Source organism: Flavobacterium sp. CHNK8 (assembly GCF_019774515.1).
In the GTDB taxonomy this organism is placed as follows: Bacteria; Bacteroidota; Bacteroidia; order Flavobacteriales; family Flavobacteriaceae; genus Flavobacterium; species Flavobacterium tiangeerense.
The window spans coordinates 2,942,763-2,962,071 of sequence record NZ_CP081492.1 but is presented as its reverse complement, the minus strand read 5'-3'; the positions used below and the strand labels follow the sequence as shown (position 1 = coordinate 2,962,071).

General features: G+C 34.3%; 17 protein-coding genes and 2 tRNA genes. 10 read left to right on the top strand and 9 right to left on the bottom strand.

Annotated elements, in window-relative coordinates:
- Nucleotides 1-4: 4 nt before the first annotated feature.
- On the bottom strand, nucleotides 5-454 hold the full coding sequence (locus K5V07_RS12875) for a DUF1573 domain-containing protein (protein ID WP_221917786.1): 450 nt from the start codon (nucleotides 452-454) through the stop codon (nucleotides 5-7).
- 160 nt (nucleotides 455-614) lie between these two features.
- On the opposite strand from K5V07_RS12875, the gene mutS reads away from it, so the two are divergent.
- The 4 genes from mutS (at nucleotide 615) to K5V07_RS12855 (ending at nucleotide 4,028) form a co-directional block, all read left to right on the top strand.
- Nucleotides 615-3,251 carry a DNA mismatch repair protein MutS gene (gene mutS / locus K5V07_RS12870; RefSeq protein WP_221917785.1) on the top strand — a complete coding sequence of 879 codons (2,637 nt, stop codon included), beginning with the start codon at nucleotides 615-617 and terminating at the stop codon, nucleotides 3,249-3,251.
- A 142-nt stretch (nucleotides 3,252-3,393) separates the two neighbouring features.
- Nucleotides 3,394-3,466 (top strand) — tRNA-Gly (locus K5V07_RS12865).
- A gap of 15 nt (nucleotides 3,467-3,481) precedes the next feature.
- Nucleotides 3,482-3,567, top strand: a tRNA-Leu gene (locus K5V07_RS12860).
- A 110-nt stretch (nucleotides 3,568-3,677) separates the two neighbouring features.
- Nucleotides 3,678-4,028, top strand: a complete 351-nt coding sequence (locus tag K5V07_RS12855) for a DUF1508 domain-containing protein (RefSeq protein WP_221917784.1) — start codon at nucleotides 3,678-3,680, stop codon at nucleotides 4,026-4,028.
- A gap of 131 nt (nucleotides 4,029-4,159) precedes the next feature.
- Here K5V07_RS12855 and K5V07_RS12850 read toward each other — a convergent pair whose 3' ends face one another.
- From K5V07_RS12850 to K5V07_RS12840, 3 genes are all read right to left on the bottom strand, one after another.
- Complete coding sequence (locus tag K5V07_RS12850; RefSeq protein WP_086455137.1) at nucleotides 4,160-4,384, bottom strand: hypothetical protein; 225 nt, start codon at nucleotides 4,382-4,384, stop codon at nucleotides 4,160-4,162.
- Nucleotides 4,385-4,579: 195 nt separating this feature from the next.
- Nucleotides 4,580-6,754 carry a S46 family peptidase gene (locus tag K5V07_RS12845; protein ID WP_221917783.1) on the bottom strand — a complete coding sequence of 725 codons (2,175 nt, stop codon included), beginning with the start codon at nucleotides 6,752-6,754 and terminating at the stop codon, nucleotides 4,580-4,582.
- A gap of 368 nt (nucleotides 6,755-7,122) precedes the next feature.
- The gene (locus K5V07_RS12840; protein ID WP_144889437.1) at nucleotides 7,123-7,569 is read right to left on the bottom strand and encodes a GNAT family N-acetyltransferase; all 447 of its coding nucleotides are present in this window, start codon (nucleotides 7,567-7,569) and stop codon (nucleotides 7,123-7,125) included.
- Nucleotides 7,570-7,912: 343 nt separating this feature from the next.
- On the opposite strand from K5V07_RS12840, the gene K5V07_RS12835 reads away from it, so the two are divergent.
- The 4 genes from K5V07_RS12835 (at nucleotide 7,913) to K5V07_RS12820 (ending at nucleotide 12,828) form a co-directional block, all read left to right on the top strand.
- Complete coding sequence (locus K5V07_RS12835) at nucleotides 7,913-8,407, top strand: hypothetical protein (RefSeq protein ID WP_221917782.1); 495 nt, start codon at nucleotides 7,913-7,915, stop codon at nucleotides 8,405-8,407.
- Between the two features lie 431 nt (nucleotides 8,408-8,838).
- Nucleotides 8,839-10,839 (top strand): S9 family peptidase, encoded by a 2,001-nt coding sequence (locus K5V07_RS12830; protein WP_221917781.1) that lies wholly within the window; start codon nucleotides 8,839-8,841, stop codon nucleotides 10,837-10,839.
- Between the two features lie 165 nt (nucleotides 10,840-11,004).
- Nucleotides 11,005-12,099 carry a sensor histidine kinase gene (locus K5V07_RS12825; protein ID WP_221917780.1) on the top strand — a complete coding sequence of 365 codons (1,095 nt, stop codon included), beginning with the start codon at nucleotides 11,005-11,007 and terminating at the stop codon, nucleotides 12,097-12,099.
- 6 nt (nucleotides 12,100-12,105) lie between these two features.
- Nucleotides 12,106-12,828 carry a LytTR family DNA-binding domain-containing protein gene (locus K5V07_RS12820; protein WP_086453683.1) on the top strand — a complete coding sequence of 241 codons (723 nt, stop codon included), beginning with the start codon at nucleotides 12,106-12,108 and terminating at the stop codon, nucleotides 12,826-12,828.
- Between the two features lie 54 nt (nucleotides 12,829-12,882).
- Here the strand turns inward: K5V07_RS12820 and K5V07_RS12815 are convergent, their stop codons facing one another.
- Entirely contained in the window at nucleotides 12,883-14,109 is a 1,227-nt protein-coding gene (locus tag K5V07_RS12815; RefSeq protein WP_221917779.1) for a 3-deoxy-D-manno-octulosonic acid transferase, read from the bottom strand.
- Nucleotides 14,110-14,332: 223 nt separating this feature from the next.
- Between K5V07_RS12815 and K5V07_RS12810 the strand changes: the two genes are divergently transcribed.
- Both K5V07_RS12810 and galE read left to right on the top strand, forming a co-directional pair.
- Nucleotides 14,333-15,463 carry a DegT/DnrJ/EryC1/StrS aminotransferase family protein gene (locus tag K5V07_RS12810; RefSeq protein WP_221917778.1) on the top strand — a complete coding sequence of 377 codons (1,131 nt, stop codon included), beginning with the start codon at nucleotides 14,333-14,335 and terminating at the stop codon, nucleotides 15,461-15,463.
- An 82-nt stretch (nucleotides 15,464-15,545) separates the two neighbouring features.
- Complete coding sequence (gene galE / locus K5V07_RS12805) at nucleotides 15,546-16,556, top strand: UDP-glucose 4-epimerase GalE (RefSeq protein WP_221917777.1); 1,011 nt, start codon at nucleotides 15,546-15,548, stop codon at nucleotides 16,554-16,556.
- Between the two features lie 45 nt (nucleotides 16,557-16,601).
- On the opposite strand, the gene K5V07_RS12800 is transcribed toward galE, so the two are convergent.
- From K5V07_RS12800 to fabD, 4 genes are all read right to left on the bottom strand, one after another.
- Nucleotides 16,602-17,468: an IS3 family transposase gene (locus tag K5V07_RS12800; protein ID WP_221917776.1), complete on the bottom strand. Its 867-nt coding sequence runs from the start codon at nucleotides 17,466-17,468 to the stop codon at nucleotides 16,602-16,604.
- Nucleotides 17,468-17,902, bottom strand: a complete 435-nt coding sequence (locus K5V07_RS12795) for a helix-turn-helix domain-containing protein (protein ID WP_221917775.1) — start codon at nucleotides 17,900-17,902, stop codon at nucleotides 17,468-17,470. The genes K5V07_RS12800 and K5V07_RS12795 overlap by 1 nt, the downstream gene beginning before the upstream one ends.
- Nucleotides 17,903-17,991: 89 nt before the next feature.
- The gene (locus K5V07_RS12790) at nucleotides 17,992-18,243 is read right to left on the bottom strand and encodes a hypothetical protein (protein WP_221917774.1); all 252 of its coding nucleotides are present in this window, start codon (nucleotides 18,241-18,243) and stop codon (nucleotides 17,992-17,994) included.
- 94 nt (nucleotides 18,244-18,337) lie between these two features.
- Nucleotides 18,338-19,210 (bottom strand): ACP S-malonyltransferase, encoded by an 873-nt coding sequence (fabD, locus tag K5V07_RS12785; protein WP_221917773.1) that lies wholly within the window; start codon nucleotides 19,208-19,210, stop codon nucleotides 18,338-18,340.
- Between the last annotated feature and the right edge of the window lie 99 nt (nucleotides 19,211-19,309).

Genomic DNA, 19,309 nt, shown 5'->3' with positions numbered 1-19,309 from the left:
AGAATTAACTTTTTGATGTTTCAGCTGCTAAAACGTTTCCTTTGATAGTAAGTGTTTTAGTAGGAACAACTGCGTTTGATGTTAACGTAATTGTTTTTGTAAACGGCTGTCCTCCTCTTGAAGTGTCATATTTCACTCCAATAACTCCTTTTGCTCCAGGAGCAATAGGCTCTTTAGGGTAAGTAGGAACCGTACAACCACATGATCCTTGAGCATTTGTAATGATCAATGGTTTGTTTCCGTTATTTGTAAATACAAATTCTCTTCTTCCATCAGAGTTGTGAGCAACAGTACCATAATCAATGGTTTCACTTGCAAAAAGCATTCCTGCTCCATTTACTTTCGTAGTAGCAATTTTAGCTTTTACAGCTTTCAATTTTTTTGTAGTTTCTTGTGCGTTCATACCTGTTATCCCAAAGGTAACTAGCATAGCTAAAGCAATTATTTTTTTCATGTCAGTATAATGTTTAATTGTAAGTACAAATTTAAATAAAAAATTATATGTTACATCTAAAAATTATATTAAAATGAATACTTTAGTTTGAATTGCGTTCAATTTTGTTTAAAAATCTATAAATTCGCCTAAATTTTAATTACCAAATACCTCAAGAAAAGTGGCGTCAAAAGATAAAATAGTCAAGGAAACACCATTGATGAAACAATACAACGAGATAAAAAGAAAGTACCCTGATGCTTGCTTGCTATTTCGTGTGGGTGATTTTTATGAAACCTTTGGCGAAGATGCGGTTCGAGCCTCAAAAATTCTTGGAATTGTTTTGACCAAGCGTGGCGCAGGATCCGAAGGAGAAACTGCCTTGGCAGGTTTCCCGCATCATTCCTTGAATACCTATTTGCCTAAGCTTGTCAAAGCAGGTTTGCGTGTAGCAATTTGCGATCAGCTCGAAGATCCTAAAATGACCAAAACCATTGTAAAACGTGGTGTTACGGAACTCGTCACGCCTGGAGTTTCAATGAACGATGAGGTTTTGCAATCTAAAACAAACAATTTTCTTGCGGCAATTTATTTTGCCAATAAAATCATAGGGATCTCTTTTCTGGATGTTTCAACAGGAGAGTTTTTAACCGCTCAAGGCAACGCCGAATATATAGATAAGTTGCTTCAAAATTTTAGTCCAAGTGAAGTTTTGATTCCAAAAAATAAAAAAGGGGAATTTAAAGAAGCTTTTGGCGAAGACTTTCATAATTTTTATCTGGAAGATTGGGTTTTCAAGGAAGATTATGCCTTTGAAACGCTTACAAAACATTTTCAAACCGTTTCTTTAAAAGGTTTTGGTATTGAAGATTTGAACGAAGGTATCATTGCATCTGGAGCCATATTGTATTATTTGTCCGAAACGCAACACAATAAGGTGCAACACATAACTTCCATACAGCGTATTGCTGAGGATGCTTATGTATGGATGGATCGTTTTACGATTCGCAACTTAGAGCTGTATCATAGTTACAATCCAAATGCGGTGACCTTGCTTGATGTGATTGATAATACGCTTTCGCCAATGGGTGGAAGGCTACTAAAAAGATGGCTAGCTTTACCTCTAAAAGACAGTCATAAAATAAAAGGCAGGCATCAAGTGGTTTCTTATCTAAAAGAGAATCAGAGTGTTTTGAAGAACATTCAAAACCAAATCAAACAAATATCCGACTTAGAACGGTTAATTTCTAAAATTGCTGCTGGTAAAGTTTCGCCACGAGAAGTGATTTACTTGAAAGAATCTCTAGATGCCATAATTCCCATAAAAACACTTGCTTTACAAAGTCAGCAAGAAGCAGTAAAAGTAATAGGGGATAGCTTACATAGTTGCGATTTGCTTCGCGAAAAAATTAAATCCGTTTTAAATCAAGATGCTCCTGTGGCTATTGCTAAAGGAAATGCTATTGCGCCAGGAGTTCATGCTGAGCTAGACGAGTTGAGAGCCATTTCAACTTCTGGCAAAGAATTTCTAGAGGGTATTGAAAAACGCGAATCACAGGCAACGGGGATTTCATCGTTGAAAATCTCATTCAATAACGTTTTTGGCTACTATATTGAAGTGCGTAATATGCACAAAGACAAAGTGCCTGTGGAATGGATCAGGAAACAAACATTAGTCAATGCAGAACGGTATATTACGGAAGAACTAAAAGAGTACGAAACAAAAATCTTAGGCGCCGAAGAAAAAATTCATAAAATAGAAGTCGAATTATTTGAACAATTGGTCAGCTGGATTGCAACTTACATCAAACCAGTTCAAATGAATGCTAATTTAATTGCACAACTTGATTGCTTGTGCTCATTTACTCAGTTAGCTGTTGAGAATAAGTATGTTTGTCCTGAACTTGATGATAGTTTTGAATTGGATATCAAAAACGGAAGACATCCAGTGATAGAAAAACAATTGCCTGTAGGTACGCCTTATATTGCAAATGATGTTTTTTTGGATAGAGAGACACAGCAATTAATAATGATCACAGGGCCTAACATGTCTGGTAAATCAGCAATATTAAGACAAACCGCCTTAATTGTACTTTTGGCGCAAATGGGAAGTTTTGTCCCTGCCGAAAGTTTACGAATGGGAATTGTAGATAAAATTTTTACAAGAGTAGGGGCAAGTGATAACATCTCTATGGGTGAGTCTACTTTTATGGTTGAAATGAATGAAACGGCATCTATCTTGAATAATATTTCAGATCGAAGTTTAGTTCTATTAGATGAAATTGGTCGAGGAACCAGCACCTATGACGGAATTTCGATTGCTTGGGCCATAGCCGAATTTTTACACGAACACCCATCTCAGCCCAAAACTTTATTTGCTACGCATTACCATGAATTGAATGAAATGAGTGAGTCATTAACACGCATACAAAATTACAATGTGGCTGTCAAAGAATTAAAAGACAATGTTCTTTTTATTCGAAAATTAGTAAAAGGAGGAAGTGCACACAGTTTTGGGATTCATGTAGCCAAAATGGCTGGAATGCCTCAAATAGTGATTTTAAAAGCCCAAAAACTACTCAAGAAATTAGAGCGTAACCATTCTAGTGATGCCTTAAATGGTACTAAAACCTCAAAGCAGGGATCAATACTAAAAGGAGAACCGGAGGAGCCAATGCAAATGAGTTTCTTTAACCTTGACGATCCTTTACTTGAAGAAATAAAAGAAGAGATCATTAGTCTTGATATTAATACCATAACGCCTATGGAGGCGTTAATGAAACTCAATGAAATTAAAAGAATGTTGACTCGGAAATAATTTAATTTTTTAGTAGCACATTATCAGATTGTTATCTTTTTTGTTTGATTTTTTTGTAAAAAAGACTTGTTTAATCCAATAAATGTCTTAAATTTGCATCCGCAATACAGAACAAGTGTTGTGGTTCTTTTAAATGCAAAATGCGAAAATAGCTCAGTTGGTAGAGCGCGACCTTGCCAAGGTCGAGGTCGCGGGTTCGAGCCCCGTTTTTCGCTCAAACACCTCTTAATGCTCGGATGGTGAAATTGGTAGACACGCTGGACTTAAAATCCAGTGAACAGCAATGTTCGTGCGGGTTCAAGTCCCGCTCTGAGTACAAAGCTCCTTCGTTTGAAGGGGCTTTTTTTATGACCTTTTTTTATTGCTGATTATCTGTGGTTTTAGTTGTTAGTGGGTTAATTGTTTTTTATCTTTTTAATAATATGTATGGGTGCTTTTGTAATTAGTAAGCGGTATAATGAGGAGTATAAATTTGTTTTTACTTCTAGAAAAGGGAAGGTAGTTTTTACAAGTTTGAGTTATGAGTTGAAGTTTGAATGTGAGGAAGCCATTGAGCAATTTAAACTTAAAAGTGATACTGCTGATTTTTTAAAGTTCAAATCTACGTCTGGTAAATTTTATTTTAAGCTCATGCTTGAGGGGAGTCATTTTGCAACAAGTAGAAAGTATACCACGTCCTTGCGTCTTCAGAAAGGTATTGATGAAATTGTACGCTACGCATCGGTATCTGAGACGTTAGATTTTACGTCGAATGATTTGATATTTTTAGAAGATTAAACTAAATATTGTAAACTAAAAAAGAGCGCTTGGAATCAAATCAAGCGCTCTTTTTAATTATGACTGTACTCCAATAAAAAAGCCATCTCGCAAGGCGGATGGCTCTTAAAATTTTTAGAATTGAGTTCTAATTATTTTTTTGCAGCTTCAGTAGCAACTTCAGCAGCTTCAGTAGCAGTAGCAGCAGCAGAATCAACAACAGTTGCAGCAGAATCAACTACAGCAGCAGCAGAATCAACAACAGCAGCAGCAGAATCAACTACAGCAGCAGCATCCTCAGCAGGAGCATCAGCTTTTTTACAAGAAACAACAGTTAATACAGCAACAGCAGCTAAACTTAAAAATACTTTTTTCATCTTAATTTAATATAAAGGTTAATTATTAATTCGTGGCAAAGATATAAATTTTTTAATATGTAAAATATTTTTTTATTTTTTTTTTGAAAAATAATATACTTTTTACCAACACTGTATTTGATTACAATTTTTGTGCCAATTTTAATAAAACAAACGGTGTTTTTCTTGTTATTAATTTTTGAGCAAAATTTGACTTTATTTTGTGTTTAACTTTTTTGTTGTCAATTTTTTACTTTTTTTTGGGTGTACCAGTTTCAACTCATTGATTAGATTTTTCGCCCCAGCGTATTTATCCATAATGAAGAGCACATAGCGGATGTCTACCATGATGTTTCTACAGATACTTGGGTCGTAATAGATATCACTCATTGTACCTTCCCAAACACGGTCAAAGTTCAAACCTATCAAGTTACCACTAGCGTCTAGAGCAGGGCTTCCTGAGTTGCCTCCAGTAGTATGGTTTGTACCTATGAAACATACTGGTATTTTTCCGTTTTCAGCATACTCACCATAGTCTTTCTTTTGATACAAATCGATCAGTTTTTTTGGAACATCAAACTCGTAGTCACCAGGAATGTATTTTTCCATTACACCATCTAAATACGTTATTGGGGTGTACAGTGTAGCATCTTTGGGTTCGTAGCCTTTTACTTTTCCATAAGTAACACGTAAGGTACTGTTTGCATCTGGGAAAATTCTACTATCGGTATTAAGTTCTAATTGCGCCTTCATATACATGCGTTGCAATGCCGTAATCGTTTGGTTGATTTCGTCATACTTAGGAGCTACAAGTGTGTTGTAGCTATCTGCAAGTTCTTTTGCTAAAAGATATCCAGGATCTTTATTTAAATTCGCTAAAACGGTTGGCGCGTCTCCAGTTAATACTTCTTTTAAGCCGTTGAAGCTAGTTAATCTTGAATCGGTGTATATTGATGTAGCTAGACTTTTGGCGTCAATATTTTCTACACTTTTCGGTAAAAATTGTTTTGGGGATTTTGTAGCGTACAATGCTATCAATTGTTCAAAAACTTTTTCGTCAACGGTAGCATTGAAGTTTTTATAAAAATCAGTCAAGCCTATAACTAAATTGTTTTTTCGATCTGTAAAGGCTTGTTCACCTTTTGATTTGTATACTTGTTCTAATTGATACAATCTGAAGGCGGTACTCAATAGTTCAGTATTGCGTTGTACGGTTTCCATAAAGTAATCTCTAGCTAGAGCGTAAGGAGCAATTGCTTTATAGTTTTTATCAAAATCAGCTAAAAGTGTACCGTATTCTTTTTCTTTACCTGCTTTAGTAACTTTTTGCTGAAAAGCTTTTTCGGCCTCTCTTTTTACTGCTACAGCATTCGATTTTTGAAGTCCTTGGGTTTCGCCAATCCATTTTTTCCAATAGTTAGCAATACTAGCATATTTAGAGGCATACTGAATCTTGATAGCATTGTCTTTACGCATGAATCCGTCGGCTACTTTTAAGGCTTTATCGCGAATTTCAATCTTTGCAGGATTAAGTTCGTTGACAATTTGTTCGATGGCTATAGATGGTAGGTATTCGTTTGTTTTTCCCGGATAACCAAAAACAAGTGTAAAATCATCTTCGGCTACACCGTCAAGAGAAATAGGTAAGAAGTGTTTTGGAGTATAAGGCACATTGTCTTTGGAGTATTTTGCGGGACGATTATTTTTATCGGCATAAATTCGGAACAATGAAAAATCCCCTGTATGACGTGGCCAAACCCAATTGTCTGTGTCAGACCCAAATTTCCCTATTGATGTAGGCGGAGCTCCAACCAAACGAACATCAGAAAAAGTCTCTGTTACAAAAAGTAAGTATTGATTGCCTTCATAAAAAGTACGAATTTTGTTTTCTTGCCAAGATTCTTTCGGGAAAGAGGCACTCAATTGAGTAATGTTTTCTTGAATTTTTTTCTGTTTGTCGGCTTCGTTTGCAAGTGTCGCTGTACCGTCAAGTATTTGCGTAGTTACGTCTTCAATTTTTACCATAAAAGTAACAGTCAAATTTTCGTTTGGTAATTCGTCTTCCATTTTATAGGCCCAAAATCCATCAGCTAAATAATCTTTTTCAACTGATGAGTGCGATTGAATTTGAGAATAACCGCAGTGGTGATTGGTAAGTAATAAGCCTTTTGGGGAAATCACTTCAGAAGTACAGCCACCATTAAAATGCGGCACTGCGTCTTTCATACTAGACTGATTTACATCATAAATGTCTTTGATTGACATTTTCATGCCAAGATTCTTCATTTCGGTTTCATTCATTCCTTTCAATAAAGAGGGAATCCACATGCCGCCTTGTTGTGCTTGTGTTTGAATGACAAATAGTAATAAGAATAATTTTAAAAATTTCATTAGTATATAATTTAGTTTGAAAAAAGTGTGATACAAATTGATTATTAATAGGAACGATAATGTAATTAAAAAGTGTTTTAGTGGCGTTTTCCTTTCCACGTGCCACCATATCTGTAAGTGGGCAATGATTTTGATTTTTCGCAGCAAGATTGACAAACGAAAATCCAATTTTTTCCTGCTTTAATTTGAACCCGAAACATAGTATCGGCTGCTATAGAGCAAATTTCACATATTTTGGTTCTCATTTTATTAGCTCAATAGATTCGCTTCATTTTTAAAAGTAAAACTAACTTTGAAAAGGTTTCTAAAAACGAATCGGCTTAGTAAAACTTTTAAAAAGTCCGTGTTTGATTATTTTATTAGCAATTTCAATCGGTTTTAAGACGCATTAATTTTCGATTATGCATTTCGAAACCGCTGGCAAGATACAATTTTTGTGCTTTTGTATTGTGTGGTTCTACCTCAAGATAGATCAGTTTTAACGATAATTTAGGGCTTTCGGCTTTTATAAAATCTATGGCTTTGCTGCCAATGCCTTTGCCTCGAGCTGTTTCTGTGACGAATAATTCATCTAAAAAAGCAATTTTTCCTTTGTATTCAAAACTAAACACAAAGGTTAGAATAAGGTAACCTACCACTTGCTCTTGGCTATAGATCAACCAAGCTTTTCCTAACTCTGGATTGTCTATAAATTGATCTAGTAATTCTTTTGTCTTTTCTGTAGCAATAGGATAACCGTCAATGGCGTAAAAATCAACCATCAAAGCACTCACAGTATCTACATCTTGTTTATCTATTGGTTTAAAGTGAATCATATTGTTCTATTTAGTAGCGTAAATGTAGTTAATATCGAATTTGGTCTTGCCATAACCGTTCGTCATTTCGTTACAACCGTTCGTCATTTTTCGGCAAAACAACAGCAGAAGCCGTTCTATATTTGTCTAATCAAAACAAATAAAAACAATTTAAAACAAATAAAAATGAGAACAGAAATTTTAAAAAAAGGGTTAGTTGTAGTAAAAGCAGTATTAGGTTTTATAGTAGGCTTTGCACTGTATTATCTAGTTAAAATGTTAATCGGCTAAACTCAAATTGGCGTAGGCAATTCTATCATCAATCAATCAATCAATCAATCAATCAATCAATCAATCAACATCTATGGGACAATACAAGGCAAACTCAATAAATTCTCAAAATTTCAATTTAACATTTGACAATCAGAAAATTGGGGAACTAATTTATGAAAAATGGTATTCTTTCAACGCTGAAATTTTAATGTCTGACGGTGCAAAATATCAACTTGAACCAAAAGGTTTTTGGGACTCTAAAATTGAGTTAAAAGACGGCACAAAAGCTTTATTAGAATTTAAAATGGGTTGGAAAGGAATAATTATCAAAACCTTTTTTGATAACAAAGAAGATACTTTTTTACTAAAACTTAACGGACTTTTGAGTAGTAAGTTTGTTTTAATTGACACAGACAAAAGAGAGTTAATGGCTGCTGAAACTGATTTTAAATGGAATAAACTTAACTATGACTATAATATTGAAACAACCCAAAACTTCGACAAGTTTGACAATAAGGAATTATTAATACTTACAATATTGCACTGCATAAATTACTATATGACAATTTTTGTATCAGCAGGATAAAATGACAAAAGAAGCACAAAAAATGCCCGAACCGCTAACAGCCGTTTGGCGTGATTGGGGTTTTGGGCTGAATTTAAGGATAGATTTGTGTTTGGAAAATTTGTGTTTAACCGAAAAATCCCGCATCTATAATCCCCAACCTCGCCAAGCGCCAGAACCTTAAAATGTTAATTGCCTAAACCAAATTGGCGTAAGCAATTCTATCATCAATCAATCAATCAATCAATCAATCAATCAATCAATCAGGAATAAAAAAGTATGAAAACAGAAATTTCAAAAAAAGGGTTAATTATAATAAAAGCAGTTTTTGGTTTTATAATAGTTGTTTTGCTGGTTTATTTAATGAAATTAATAATAGTCTAGAAAATAGATCATCAATCAAAATCAATCAAAATCAATCAAAATCAATCAAAATCAAATCAATTGAAATCATGAAAAAAAACATCATAGCACTTGCGCTAGCAATAATGGGATTATCAAATGTCAATGCACAAACAGCTCAACCAGAAACAAAGAAACCTGGCGATATTTCATTGCCTTCGTCTAAAGGAGCGCTAGAAAAATTAGCCTCTTTTGACGATGGAAATTACAAATATTCCGTTGAAGATTTCTACACAAAACCAAAAGCAAGAACGTTTAGATTATCACCTGACGGATTACGCATGTCTTATTTTCAAAAAATGGATAACGGCAAAACCAATGTGTACGTAAAGGAGATTAAAACAGGCAAAGTTTCGCTAACAATAGAGGAAAAAGAAGAACTCATCAAAACGTATTTTTGGTTGAATAATGAGCGATTAATTTATGCAATGGATAAAGGAGGAAATGAAAACATACATGTTTATTCTGCCGGTATTGACGGTTCTGCTCCAATTGATTTGACGCCTTTTGACGGTGTACAGGCAGAAATTAATACGGTACTAAAAAATCAAAGAGATTTTATTATCGTTTCTATGAATAAGGAAAACAAGCAACTTAAGGAACCTTATAAAATCAATACCAAAACGGGAGCTATAGAAAGATTATATGCCAATACGGATCTTAAAAACCCAATACTGGTCTATAATTTTGATCAAGATGGTAATCTAATAGGCTTTGTAAGAGTGGCTAATGGAATAAGTATGCAGTATTACTATAAGCCTTCAGGTGCTAACGATTTTAAATTGTTAAAAGAATTTGAATCTACAGAAACCTTCACATTTGTTTCTTTAAATTACCAAACGCCCAATCCAGATGATGCTTATGTAATATCAAATTTAGAATCTGATAAAACACAAATTGTTTTGTATGATTTGAAGCAGAATAAGATGATTAAAGAAATTTATTCTAACCCGACCTTTGATTCTAATATTCTAGGGCTTTCTGAAAAAAGAAATTTTGAAGTGGACTACGTTGGTTTTAACGGAGAAAAAAACACCATCATCCCAATAAGTAAAACTTTTAAAAAGATATACGACAACATACAAAAGGAATTTAAGGATGCGCAATTTACAATTGTTTCCCAAAGTGATGATGAAGAAAAAATGTTGATCATTGTTTCTAGTGATAAATTTTACGGGAAATATTATCAGTACGATTCAAAGTTAAATAAATTAACTTATATGTTCGATTTGATGCCAAAACTAGAACAAAAAGATATGGCTGTAATGAAGCCGATTTCTTTTAAAAGTCGTGACGGAATTTTAATTTACGGGTATATCACCTTGCCTAAAGAGGCTTTAGAAGGAAAAAAGGTACCTTTAATTGTTAATCCGCACGGTGGCCCACAAACGTTAAGAGACAGTTGGGGATTTAGTCCAGAAGGACAATTATTTGCGAGTCGTGGCTATGCTACTTTACATGTAAACTTCCGAATTTCAGGAGGATACGGAAAAGAATTTTTGAAAGCAGGATATGGTCAAATTGGACGTAAAGTGATGGATGATCTTGAAGATGGGGTGCAATATGTATTGACACAGGGATGGATAAATAAAGATAAAATTGCTATTTATGGTGCAAGTCACGGAGGATATGCTACTTTGATGGGATTAGTAAAAACACCTGATTTATATGCGTGTGGAGTGGATTATGTGGGAATTTCAAACATTGAAACTTTTTTTAGTTCTTTTCCTGAATATTGGAAACCTTATACAGAAGCGACAAAGAAAATTTGGTATGATTTAGACAATCCTGCACAGGCTAAAATTGCCAAAGAGGTATCGCCTTTTTATCAAGTCGATAAAATCAAAAAGCCTTTGTTTGTAGTTCAAGGTGCAAATGATCCAAGGGTTAACATTGGAGAATCAGATCAAATTGTGACTGCTTTACGCAAAAAAGGATTTGAAGTTCCTTATATGGTCAAGTACAATGAAGGTCATGGTTTTCTTAGAGAAGAAAATCAAATTGAGCTTTATAAATCAATGCTTGGCTTTTTTGCACAACACTTGAAGTAGTAAAAATTAATTTGAAAAAGTTTACTTTTGGCGGAGTAGTTGTACTTCGCCAAAAGTTTTAAAAGGAATATTTTAATTTAAAACCCAAAATGATGGTAAAACTAATTTTGATTACAGTAATAAAGATTGCTGAGTACTTCACAGCACTAATTTCATAATAAAGCAATGAAAACGAATTCAATAGAAAAAATATCAAAAAGAAAATATACGTTTTGGATCATTCAAATTGTGATCTGGACCATTATATTTGGATTTATATTTCTGCCTTCAATACTAAATCCCAAAAGCAATGTATTAGGATACGAAACATGGCAACTCCTTTTAGATTATTTTTCTCATACGGTTGCAATACTTTCGATAACCTATGCAGTTCGTTACTTTTTTAAAAAGTACATTGATTTTGAAAGTTTTTCTAAGAAAGATTTTTTTAAGTTATTGCTTGTTTTTTTAGTATCAAGCATTCTGTTTTTTGTGTTCGTTAATGGATATAATTACTTGATGGCCACTTTTGTTTACGACAAAGCCGAGATTATCGATCATCCTAGCCAAAATCTAAAAGCTGGTGCGCTTGTTATGTTGACAGTTGCATTTTTGTTTTTTATATGGATGATTGCTTACACCGTAATTAAAACAATTTTCTTACTAAAAGACAATAAAATGAATCGGTTAGAATTAGAGTCTACCCTCAAAGAGTCACAGATTAATGCTTTAAAAGGACAAATTAACCCGCATTTTATGTTTAACAGTCTAAACAATATTCGCGGTTTGATTCTGGAAAACCCAATGAAATCAAGGGAAATGATCACACGATTGTCTGAAATGCTGCGATATTCTTTGACAAAAAGCGAGGTGAATACCATTGCACTTGAGGAAGAAATTGAAATGGTTGAAAATTTTATCGCCATTTCAAAAATTCAACTCGAAGATCGATTGCAATTTATTTCAGAAATTGAAGAGGAGACTTTAAAATTGCCAATTCCGCCCATGATCATTCAAATGTTGATTGAAAATGCTATAAAACATGGAATTTCGCAACTAAAAAACGGTGGCATTTTACTATTGAATATCAAAAAAGAAAATACCGATTTACATATTCAAGTTAAGAATACAGGTAATTTATCGCAACAAACAGGAACTACACAATTAGGTCTTAAAAACATTCAAAGAAGACTGCAATTGATTTATGGCGACAGCGCTACTTTCTCACTAAATGAAGTTGAAAATGAAGTCATTGCTAAAATAACATTACCTATTTCTTAGTAACCGATGAAAAAAATAAAAGCTGTCATAGTCGAAGATTCTCGTTTGGCCCGCAATGAGCTAAAAGAATTAATTAAAAATCACCCTGAAATTCAAATAATTGGTGAAGCCGAAAACGTAGATTTGGGTTTTGAACTGATCAACAACACGCAGCCTGACTTGCTTTTTCTGGACATCAACATGCCTGAAAAAGATGGTTTTGCCTTGCTTGAAATGCTCGATAATGTACCTATTACGGTTTTTACAACCGCCTTTGATGAGTATGCCATCAAGTCTTTTGAATACAATGCGCTCGATTATTTGTTAAAACCAATCAATCCAAAAAGGTTTGCACAAGCAATAGAAAAAGTAAATACCAATTTGATTGAAAGAGCCGAAAAAAATGAGAAGAAACTAGCTTTAGACAATCAGATTTTTATCAGAGATGGCGAAAAATGCTGGTTGGTTAAAATCTCAGATATTTACTTATTTGAAGTTGATGGCAATTACACCAAAGTATTTTTTCAAAATGAAAAAGCTACGATCAATAAATCATTAAACCAAATTGAGGAAAAACTTCCCGAGAAATATTTTTTTAGAGCCAATAGGAACCAAATTGTAAATGTGCAATACATTGGTAAAATTGAAACATGGTTTAGCGGAAATCTTTTGGCAGAACTTCCAAAAGATATCAAAGTGGAAATTTCCCGAAGACAAGCCAGTAATTTTAAAGACAAGCTCAGTTTGTAGTCGCAACAAGTTCAGGTGAATTAAAAAACGATTTTTTTTGGTTTTAATTCGGTTTTAAATTCGACTCACAATCATTTGCGTTGCGCCTTTGTTCATTTGTACAAAAGTGCTGCTCATATGTCCTTTTTCGTGGCGGATGTCCTCATTTCGAATCAAATTTTCAAAAGCCTCATTCAGTTCTTGTTGGTTGTTTATGGCAGTACACGCTTCCATGTTAACCAATGCGATTGCTTCTGCAAAATGCGAATAATTGGAGCCAATAACAATTGGAACACCAAAAGTAGCTGGTTCTAAAACATTGTGCACGCCAGGATTTCCAAAGCCTCCACCCACATAAGCAATATCGGCATAATCGTAGATTTTGGTCAAAATCCCAATGGTGTCAATGATAAAAACGTCATAATCCGCTAGGTTTTTATTTTCTTTTTCAGAGAATAAAACAGTTTTTCGGCTGATGCTGTTTTTGAGTTTTTGAATTTGATAGTCTTTAATATTGTGTGGAGCAATAATAAATTTCACATTCAAAGCAGTCGAGTTAAGGAAGTTTACAATGAAATCTTCATCTTTTGGCCATGAACTTCCCACAACAATTGTAACCGAGTTATCCTTAAATTGAGCAATAAAATCCAGAGTATTATCTTTTTCTAAAATGGTAGCCACACGATCAAAACGAGTGTCACCAGATACGATAACATTGCTTTTACCTAATTGTTGCAAGAGTTTTTTAGAACTTTCATTTTGAACAAAAAAGTAAGTAAAAGCATCGAGCGCTTTTCTATAAAAACCTCCGTACCATTTAAAAAAGGCTTGATTTTCTCTTAAAATTCCAGAAATCAAATACGTTTTTATGTCGCGTTTTTTGAGTTCATTTAAGTAATTCGGCCAATATTCGTACTTGATAAAAAATACCATTTCAGGATGAACTAGTTCAAGAAATTGTTGTGCATTATCCTTCGTGTCCATTGGTAAATAAACCGTAACATCAGCTACAGCATTGTTTTTTCGGACTTCGTAACCTGATGGGGAAAAAAAAGTAAGTACTATTTTATGACCAGGAAACTGTTGCTTGATTTTTTCAATCACGGGCAAGCCTTGCTCATATTCGCCTAGTGATGCTGCATGAAACCAAATGGTTTTGTCGTTTAGTTTTATTTGCTGTTCAAGTTGCGTAGAAACACCTTTTCTGCCGTCTACAAAAAGTTTCATTTTTGGACTAAAAAGTGCCACAATCTTCAAAAGAAAACTCGCAAATAAAACTAATAAATTGTAGATAAAAAGCATGGTTAAAAATTTTGGGCTAAAATACGTTTTCTTTAAATGAATTTCTAACGCATCATTTTTTTTAATTTTAAAGTTAGCGCAGTTTATTTTATTGTATTCCCTGTTTTTTAAGAAACGTTGTATTGGTATCAAGACATAAATAGCTATTTTTGTTCTTCGTTTTAAGAAAGGAACAAGAATGCAATGGCAAGCTTATCTTTCGAACATTAAACTGAAAATCGAAATGAAAAAAATCCAAATGGTTGACTTGAAAAGTCAATATGAAAAAATAAAAGATGTTGTAGATGCTTCTATTCAAGAAGTTTTAGACACTAATACGTATATCAACGGACCTAAAGTACACGAATTTCAAAAATCACTAGAGGAATATTTAGATGTAAAGCACGTAATTCCTTGTGCCAATGGTACTGATGCCTTGCAAATTGCAATGATGGGATTGGATTTAAAGCCTGGTGATGAGGTTATTACTGCCGATTTTACTTTTGCAGCTACTGTTGAGGTAATCGCTTTGTTGCAACTAACTCCCGTATTAGTAGATGTAGACATGTACAACATGAACATCTCTATTGATGGGATTCGTAAAGCCATAACTCCAAAAACAAAAGCGATTGTACCGGTTCATTTATTTGGACGTGCAGCCAATATGGAAGCGATTATGGCTATTGCCAAAGAACATAATTTGTATGTGATAGAGGATAATGCGCAAGCGATTGGCGCTAATTGCAAATTCTCTGACGGTACAAAAAAGAAAGCAGGAACTATTGGTCACGTAGGAGCGACATCATTTTTTCCTTCTAAAAATTTAGGATGTTATGGTGATGGTGGAGCTATTTTTACCAATGATGATGCTTTGGCTCACAAACTACGCGGAATAGTAAATCATGGTATGTACGAGCGATACCACCACGATGTTGTGGGCGTAAACTCAAGACTAGACAGCATACAAGCAGCAGTTTTGAATGCTAAATTGCCTTTATTAGATCAATACGGAAAAGCCAGACAAGATGCAGCACGTAAATATTCTGCGGCTTTTGAAGGGCACAAAAATATAATTGCACCTAGCATTTGTGATATTTGCGACTGTCACGTTTTTCATCAGTATACATTACGAATTATCGATGCAGATAGAAATGGCTTGATGCAACATTTGTTAGACAAAGGGATTCCTTGTGCCATTTATTATCCTATTCCGTTGCATTCGCAAAAAGCATACGCTGATGCTAGGTATAAAGAAGAAGATTTTCCGGCAACCAATCAATTGGTTAAAGAAGTGCTTTCTTTACCAATGCACACAGAATTGGACGATGAACAAATAGAATTCATTACATCGAGTGTTTTAGAATTTTTAAAATAAAGTAAAAAAGACGCTTTGATTAGCGTCTTTTTTATGAAACAAAACGAGCCAGTAAGATATTTTTTATAAAAATTAATAACACATGAAAATACTAGTAACAGGAGGTTTAGGATTTATAGGATCACATACCGTTGTTGAATTACAAAATGAAGGTTTTGAAGTAGTGGTTGTTGATAATTTATCTAACACTTCTTTGGATGTATTAGATGGAATTCAAAACATTACAGGAGTAAAGCCTGCATTTGAAAAAATTGATTTAAGAGAGAAAGATAAAGTTCAAGATTTTTTTAAAAGACATCAGGATATTGCAGGAGTAATACATTTTGCGGCCTCAAAAGCGGTGGGTGAAAGTGTTGAGAATCCGTTGTTGTATTATGAAAACAACATCAGTGCTTTGATTTATCTGTTGCAGGAATTACAACAAAAACCAGAAGCCAATTTTATTTTTAGTTCCTCTTGCACGGTTTACGGTCAAGCCGAAACGATGCCGATTACTGAGAGCGCGTCTATTCAAACAGCGATGTCTCCATATGGAAATACCAAACAAATAGGGGAAGAGATTATTACTGATACAGCCAAAGTAACCAATATCAACGCTATTTTATTGCGTTATTTTAATCCAATTGGGTCCCATCCTTCAGCTGAAATTGGAGAATTGCCATTGGGAGTACCGCAAAACTTAGTGCCTTTTATTACGCAAACAGGAATGGGATTGCGTGCAGAATTATCAGTTTACGGAAACGATTATCCTACGCCCGATGGCACTGCCATTCGCGATTATATTCACGTAGTTGATTTGGCGAAAGCCCATGTGATTGCATTGCAGCGCTTATTGAATAAAAAAAATGAAACCAAAGTAGAGACATTCAATTTAGGTACCGGTACGGGAAGTTCGGTTCTGGAAGTAATTGAAACTTTCGAGAAAGTAAGTGGGAAGCAGTTGCCTTATAAAATTGTAGGTCGACGTGAAGGAGACATCACATCAGCTTACGCAAGTACTGAAAAAGCTAATGAGGTTTTAGGTTGGAAAGCGCAATCAACACTTGAAGAGGCCATGGCAAGTGCCTGGAAATGGGAACAGAAAGTAAGATGACTAGTCCTAAATAATCGATACAGATTATTAAACAAAAATAATTAATTAAACACTTGCTGGATCGTTCTTGCAAGTGTTTTTTCTTTTATAGGTTCTCATCTTAATTTTACTTTGCTGATGCATTTGATTTGGTGTTAGCATATAATTGGAGTAATGAGGTCTTTTTTGATTATAGATTTCAATAGCATCTTTAACCAACAACTTCATAATTGGAAGGTCTTTGTTGAATTTATCAATATCAAATTCTTGTTTTAAAATACCATTTATTCTTTCTGCTACTGCATTTTCATAAGGATCTGAGTTTTGTGTCATGCTACACTTTATAAGGCTTTTCTTGAGTAGTTTTTGATAATCATTTGCACAATATTGCACTCCTCTGTCGGAATGATGTATTAATGATAAATTCTTGTCCTTTCTTAGTTTTATTGCGTTTTCCAATGCTATTAAGCTACTTTCTGTATTCATATTATCAGCTACATTAAACCCCATTATTTTTTTAGAATAAGCATCAGTTACCAAACTTAAGTAACACGGATTTTCTCTTTTTCCAATATAGGTTATGTCTGAAACCCAAACTTGTTCCGGACGTTTTATTTCTAGTTCCAGAATCTGATTTTGATGTTTTCTAAAGCGATGATGCGAGTTGGTTGTAATATGATACGAACGCTTTGGAACAATCAATAAATGATTAGCTCTTAGGATACTGATAAATTTATCTCTTGCGACTTTTAGTTGCTTTAATTCGTTATTTAAAAGAAAATAGAGTTTTTTTGCTCCAATCCTGGGCATCGTATGCCTGATTGTTATAACCATAGCAACTATCTTAGAAGCATTGGATTGTCTTGCTTCTCTTCTTTTTATTTTTCGATAATAAACCTGTCTGTCTATCCCGAACAAAGTACAGGTAAACATTACTGTTTCTTGTTGCTCTTGTTTGAATTGGTCGATTGTTCGGGTGATGAGTTTTTTCTGATGTCAATTTGATATTCTTTTTCTGCAATATCAATCATCATATCAAAGATGATAGCTTTCTTATCCGATACATAAGCTTCTCTCTCTAGCAATGCTTTCTGCTTTTCTAACAACATGACTTGTGCTTCAAGTTCCATTATTTTTTGTTCAGGTGATTTTGGCATATTTGATGGTGTTTGATTATCCCAATCAAAGTTACCAAATTTCCGGAGCCATTGCACAATTGTCGAGCGTGACTGAATACCGTAAACTTTTTTGACTTGCGAAATAGACATCTTTCCCTGCTCTATGTCTTGTACAATCTGTAATTTAAAAGACATCGTGTAGTCTTTTTGGGTACGCTTTAAGTAGCGTGATTCTTGAGGATTTTCCATAAGGATACTTTTTGTGTATCGCTATTTTAGGACGGGACAAGAGCATAATTGAAAAAAGGCAGTCTATGTAGACTGCCTTTTTTATTGATTTATTTTTTTGCTGCTTCTTTCATTTTAGCAGCTGCTTCATCTAATTTTGCTGCACCTTTTTCAAGTGCTTTTCCAGTTTTTGATTGTAAGGTATCTACAGCCTTGTCCATTTTTACAGTGGCAGTATCTATTTTCGCTTCTAATTCAGTACCTACGGCTTCTTTTGCCTCGTCTAATTTAGCTTTCGTTTCTTCTTTACAAGATACTGTTACTAGTGCTAAAAATGCTATTCCTAAAATTACTTTTTTCATATTCAATTTATTTATGTGTTTGTACTTTTAAAGATATAAAAAAATCCTCATAAACACAGGTCTATGAGGAATTTTTATTAGTTTGAAAACGAGCTTAGGCGTTGGCTGTAACTGCTTCTTTATTGATTTTTCCAATTAATCCAGCAAGTACTTTTCCAGGACCAACTTCGGTAAATAAGGTTGCCCCATCAGCAATCATTTGCTGTACAGACTGAGTCCATTTTACAGGAGCAGTCAATTGTATGATTAAATTTTTCTTGATTTCGTTCGGGTCCGAAACGGCACTTGCAGTTACGTTTTGATACACTGGACATATTGGTGTTGAAAAAGTCGTAGCCTCAATAGCTGCTGCAAGTTCTTCACGAGCTGGCTCCATCATTGGGGAGTGAAAAGCACCACCTACTGGTAATATCAAAGCTCTTTTGGCACCCGCTTCTTTCATTTTTTCGCACGCTAATTCAACAGCTTTGTATTCACCAGAAATCACCAATTGTCCCGGACAGTTATAATTAGCAGCAACCACAACTCCATCGATAGAAGCACAAATGTCTTCAACAATTTTGTCGTCTAAGTTTAAAACAGCGGCCATAGTTGAAGGAGTAATTTCGCAAGCTTTTTGCATGGCCAAAGCTCTTTGAGAAACTAGTCTTAAACCGTCTTCAAAAGACAAAGCTCCATTAGCAACAAGTGCAGAGAATTCGCCAAGAGAATGACCCGCTACCATTTCTGGAGTAAAATTTTCTAGAGTTTTAGCCAATATTACAGAGTGTAAAAAAACAGCTGGTTGTGTTACTTTGGTTTCTTTTAATTCTTCGGCAGTTCCTTCAAACATGATATCGGTGATGCGAAATCCTAAAATTTCGTTCGCTTTTTCAAATAATTCTTTTGCAAGTGGATTACTCTCGTATAAATCTTTACCCATACCTGTAAACTGTGCGCCTTGACCGGGAAATACGTATGCTTTCATGTGTTTCTTTTAAAATTTAAAAAAATATGGATAGAATTTACGAATCTATCTCGCTGCAAAAATACTATTTTTTTACAAGCGACAATAGTTTCCTTTTTT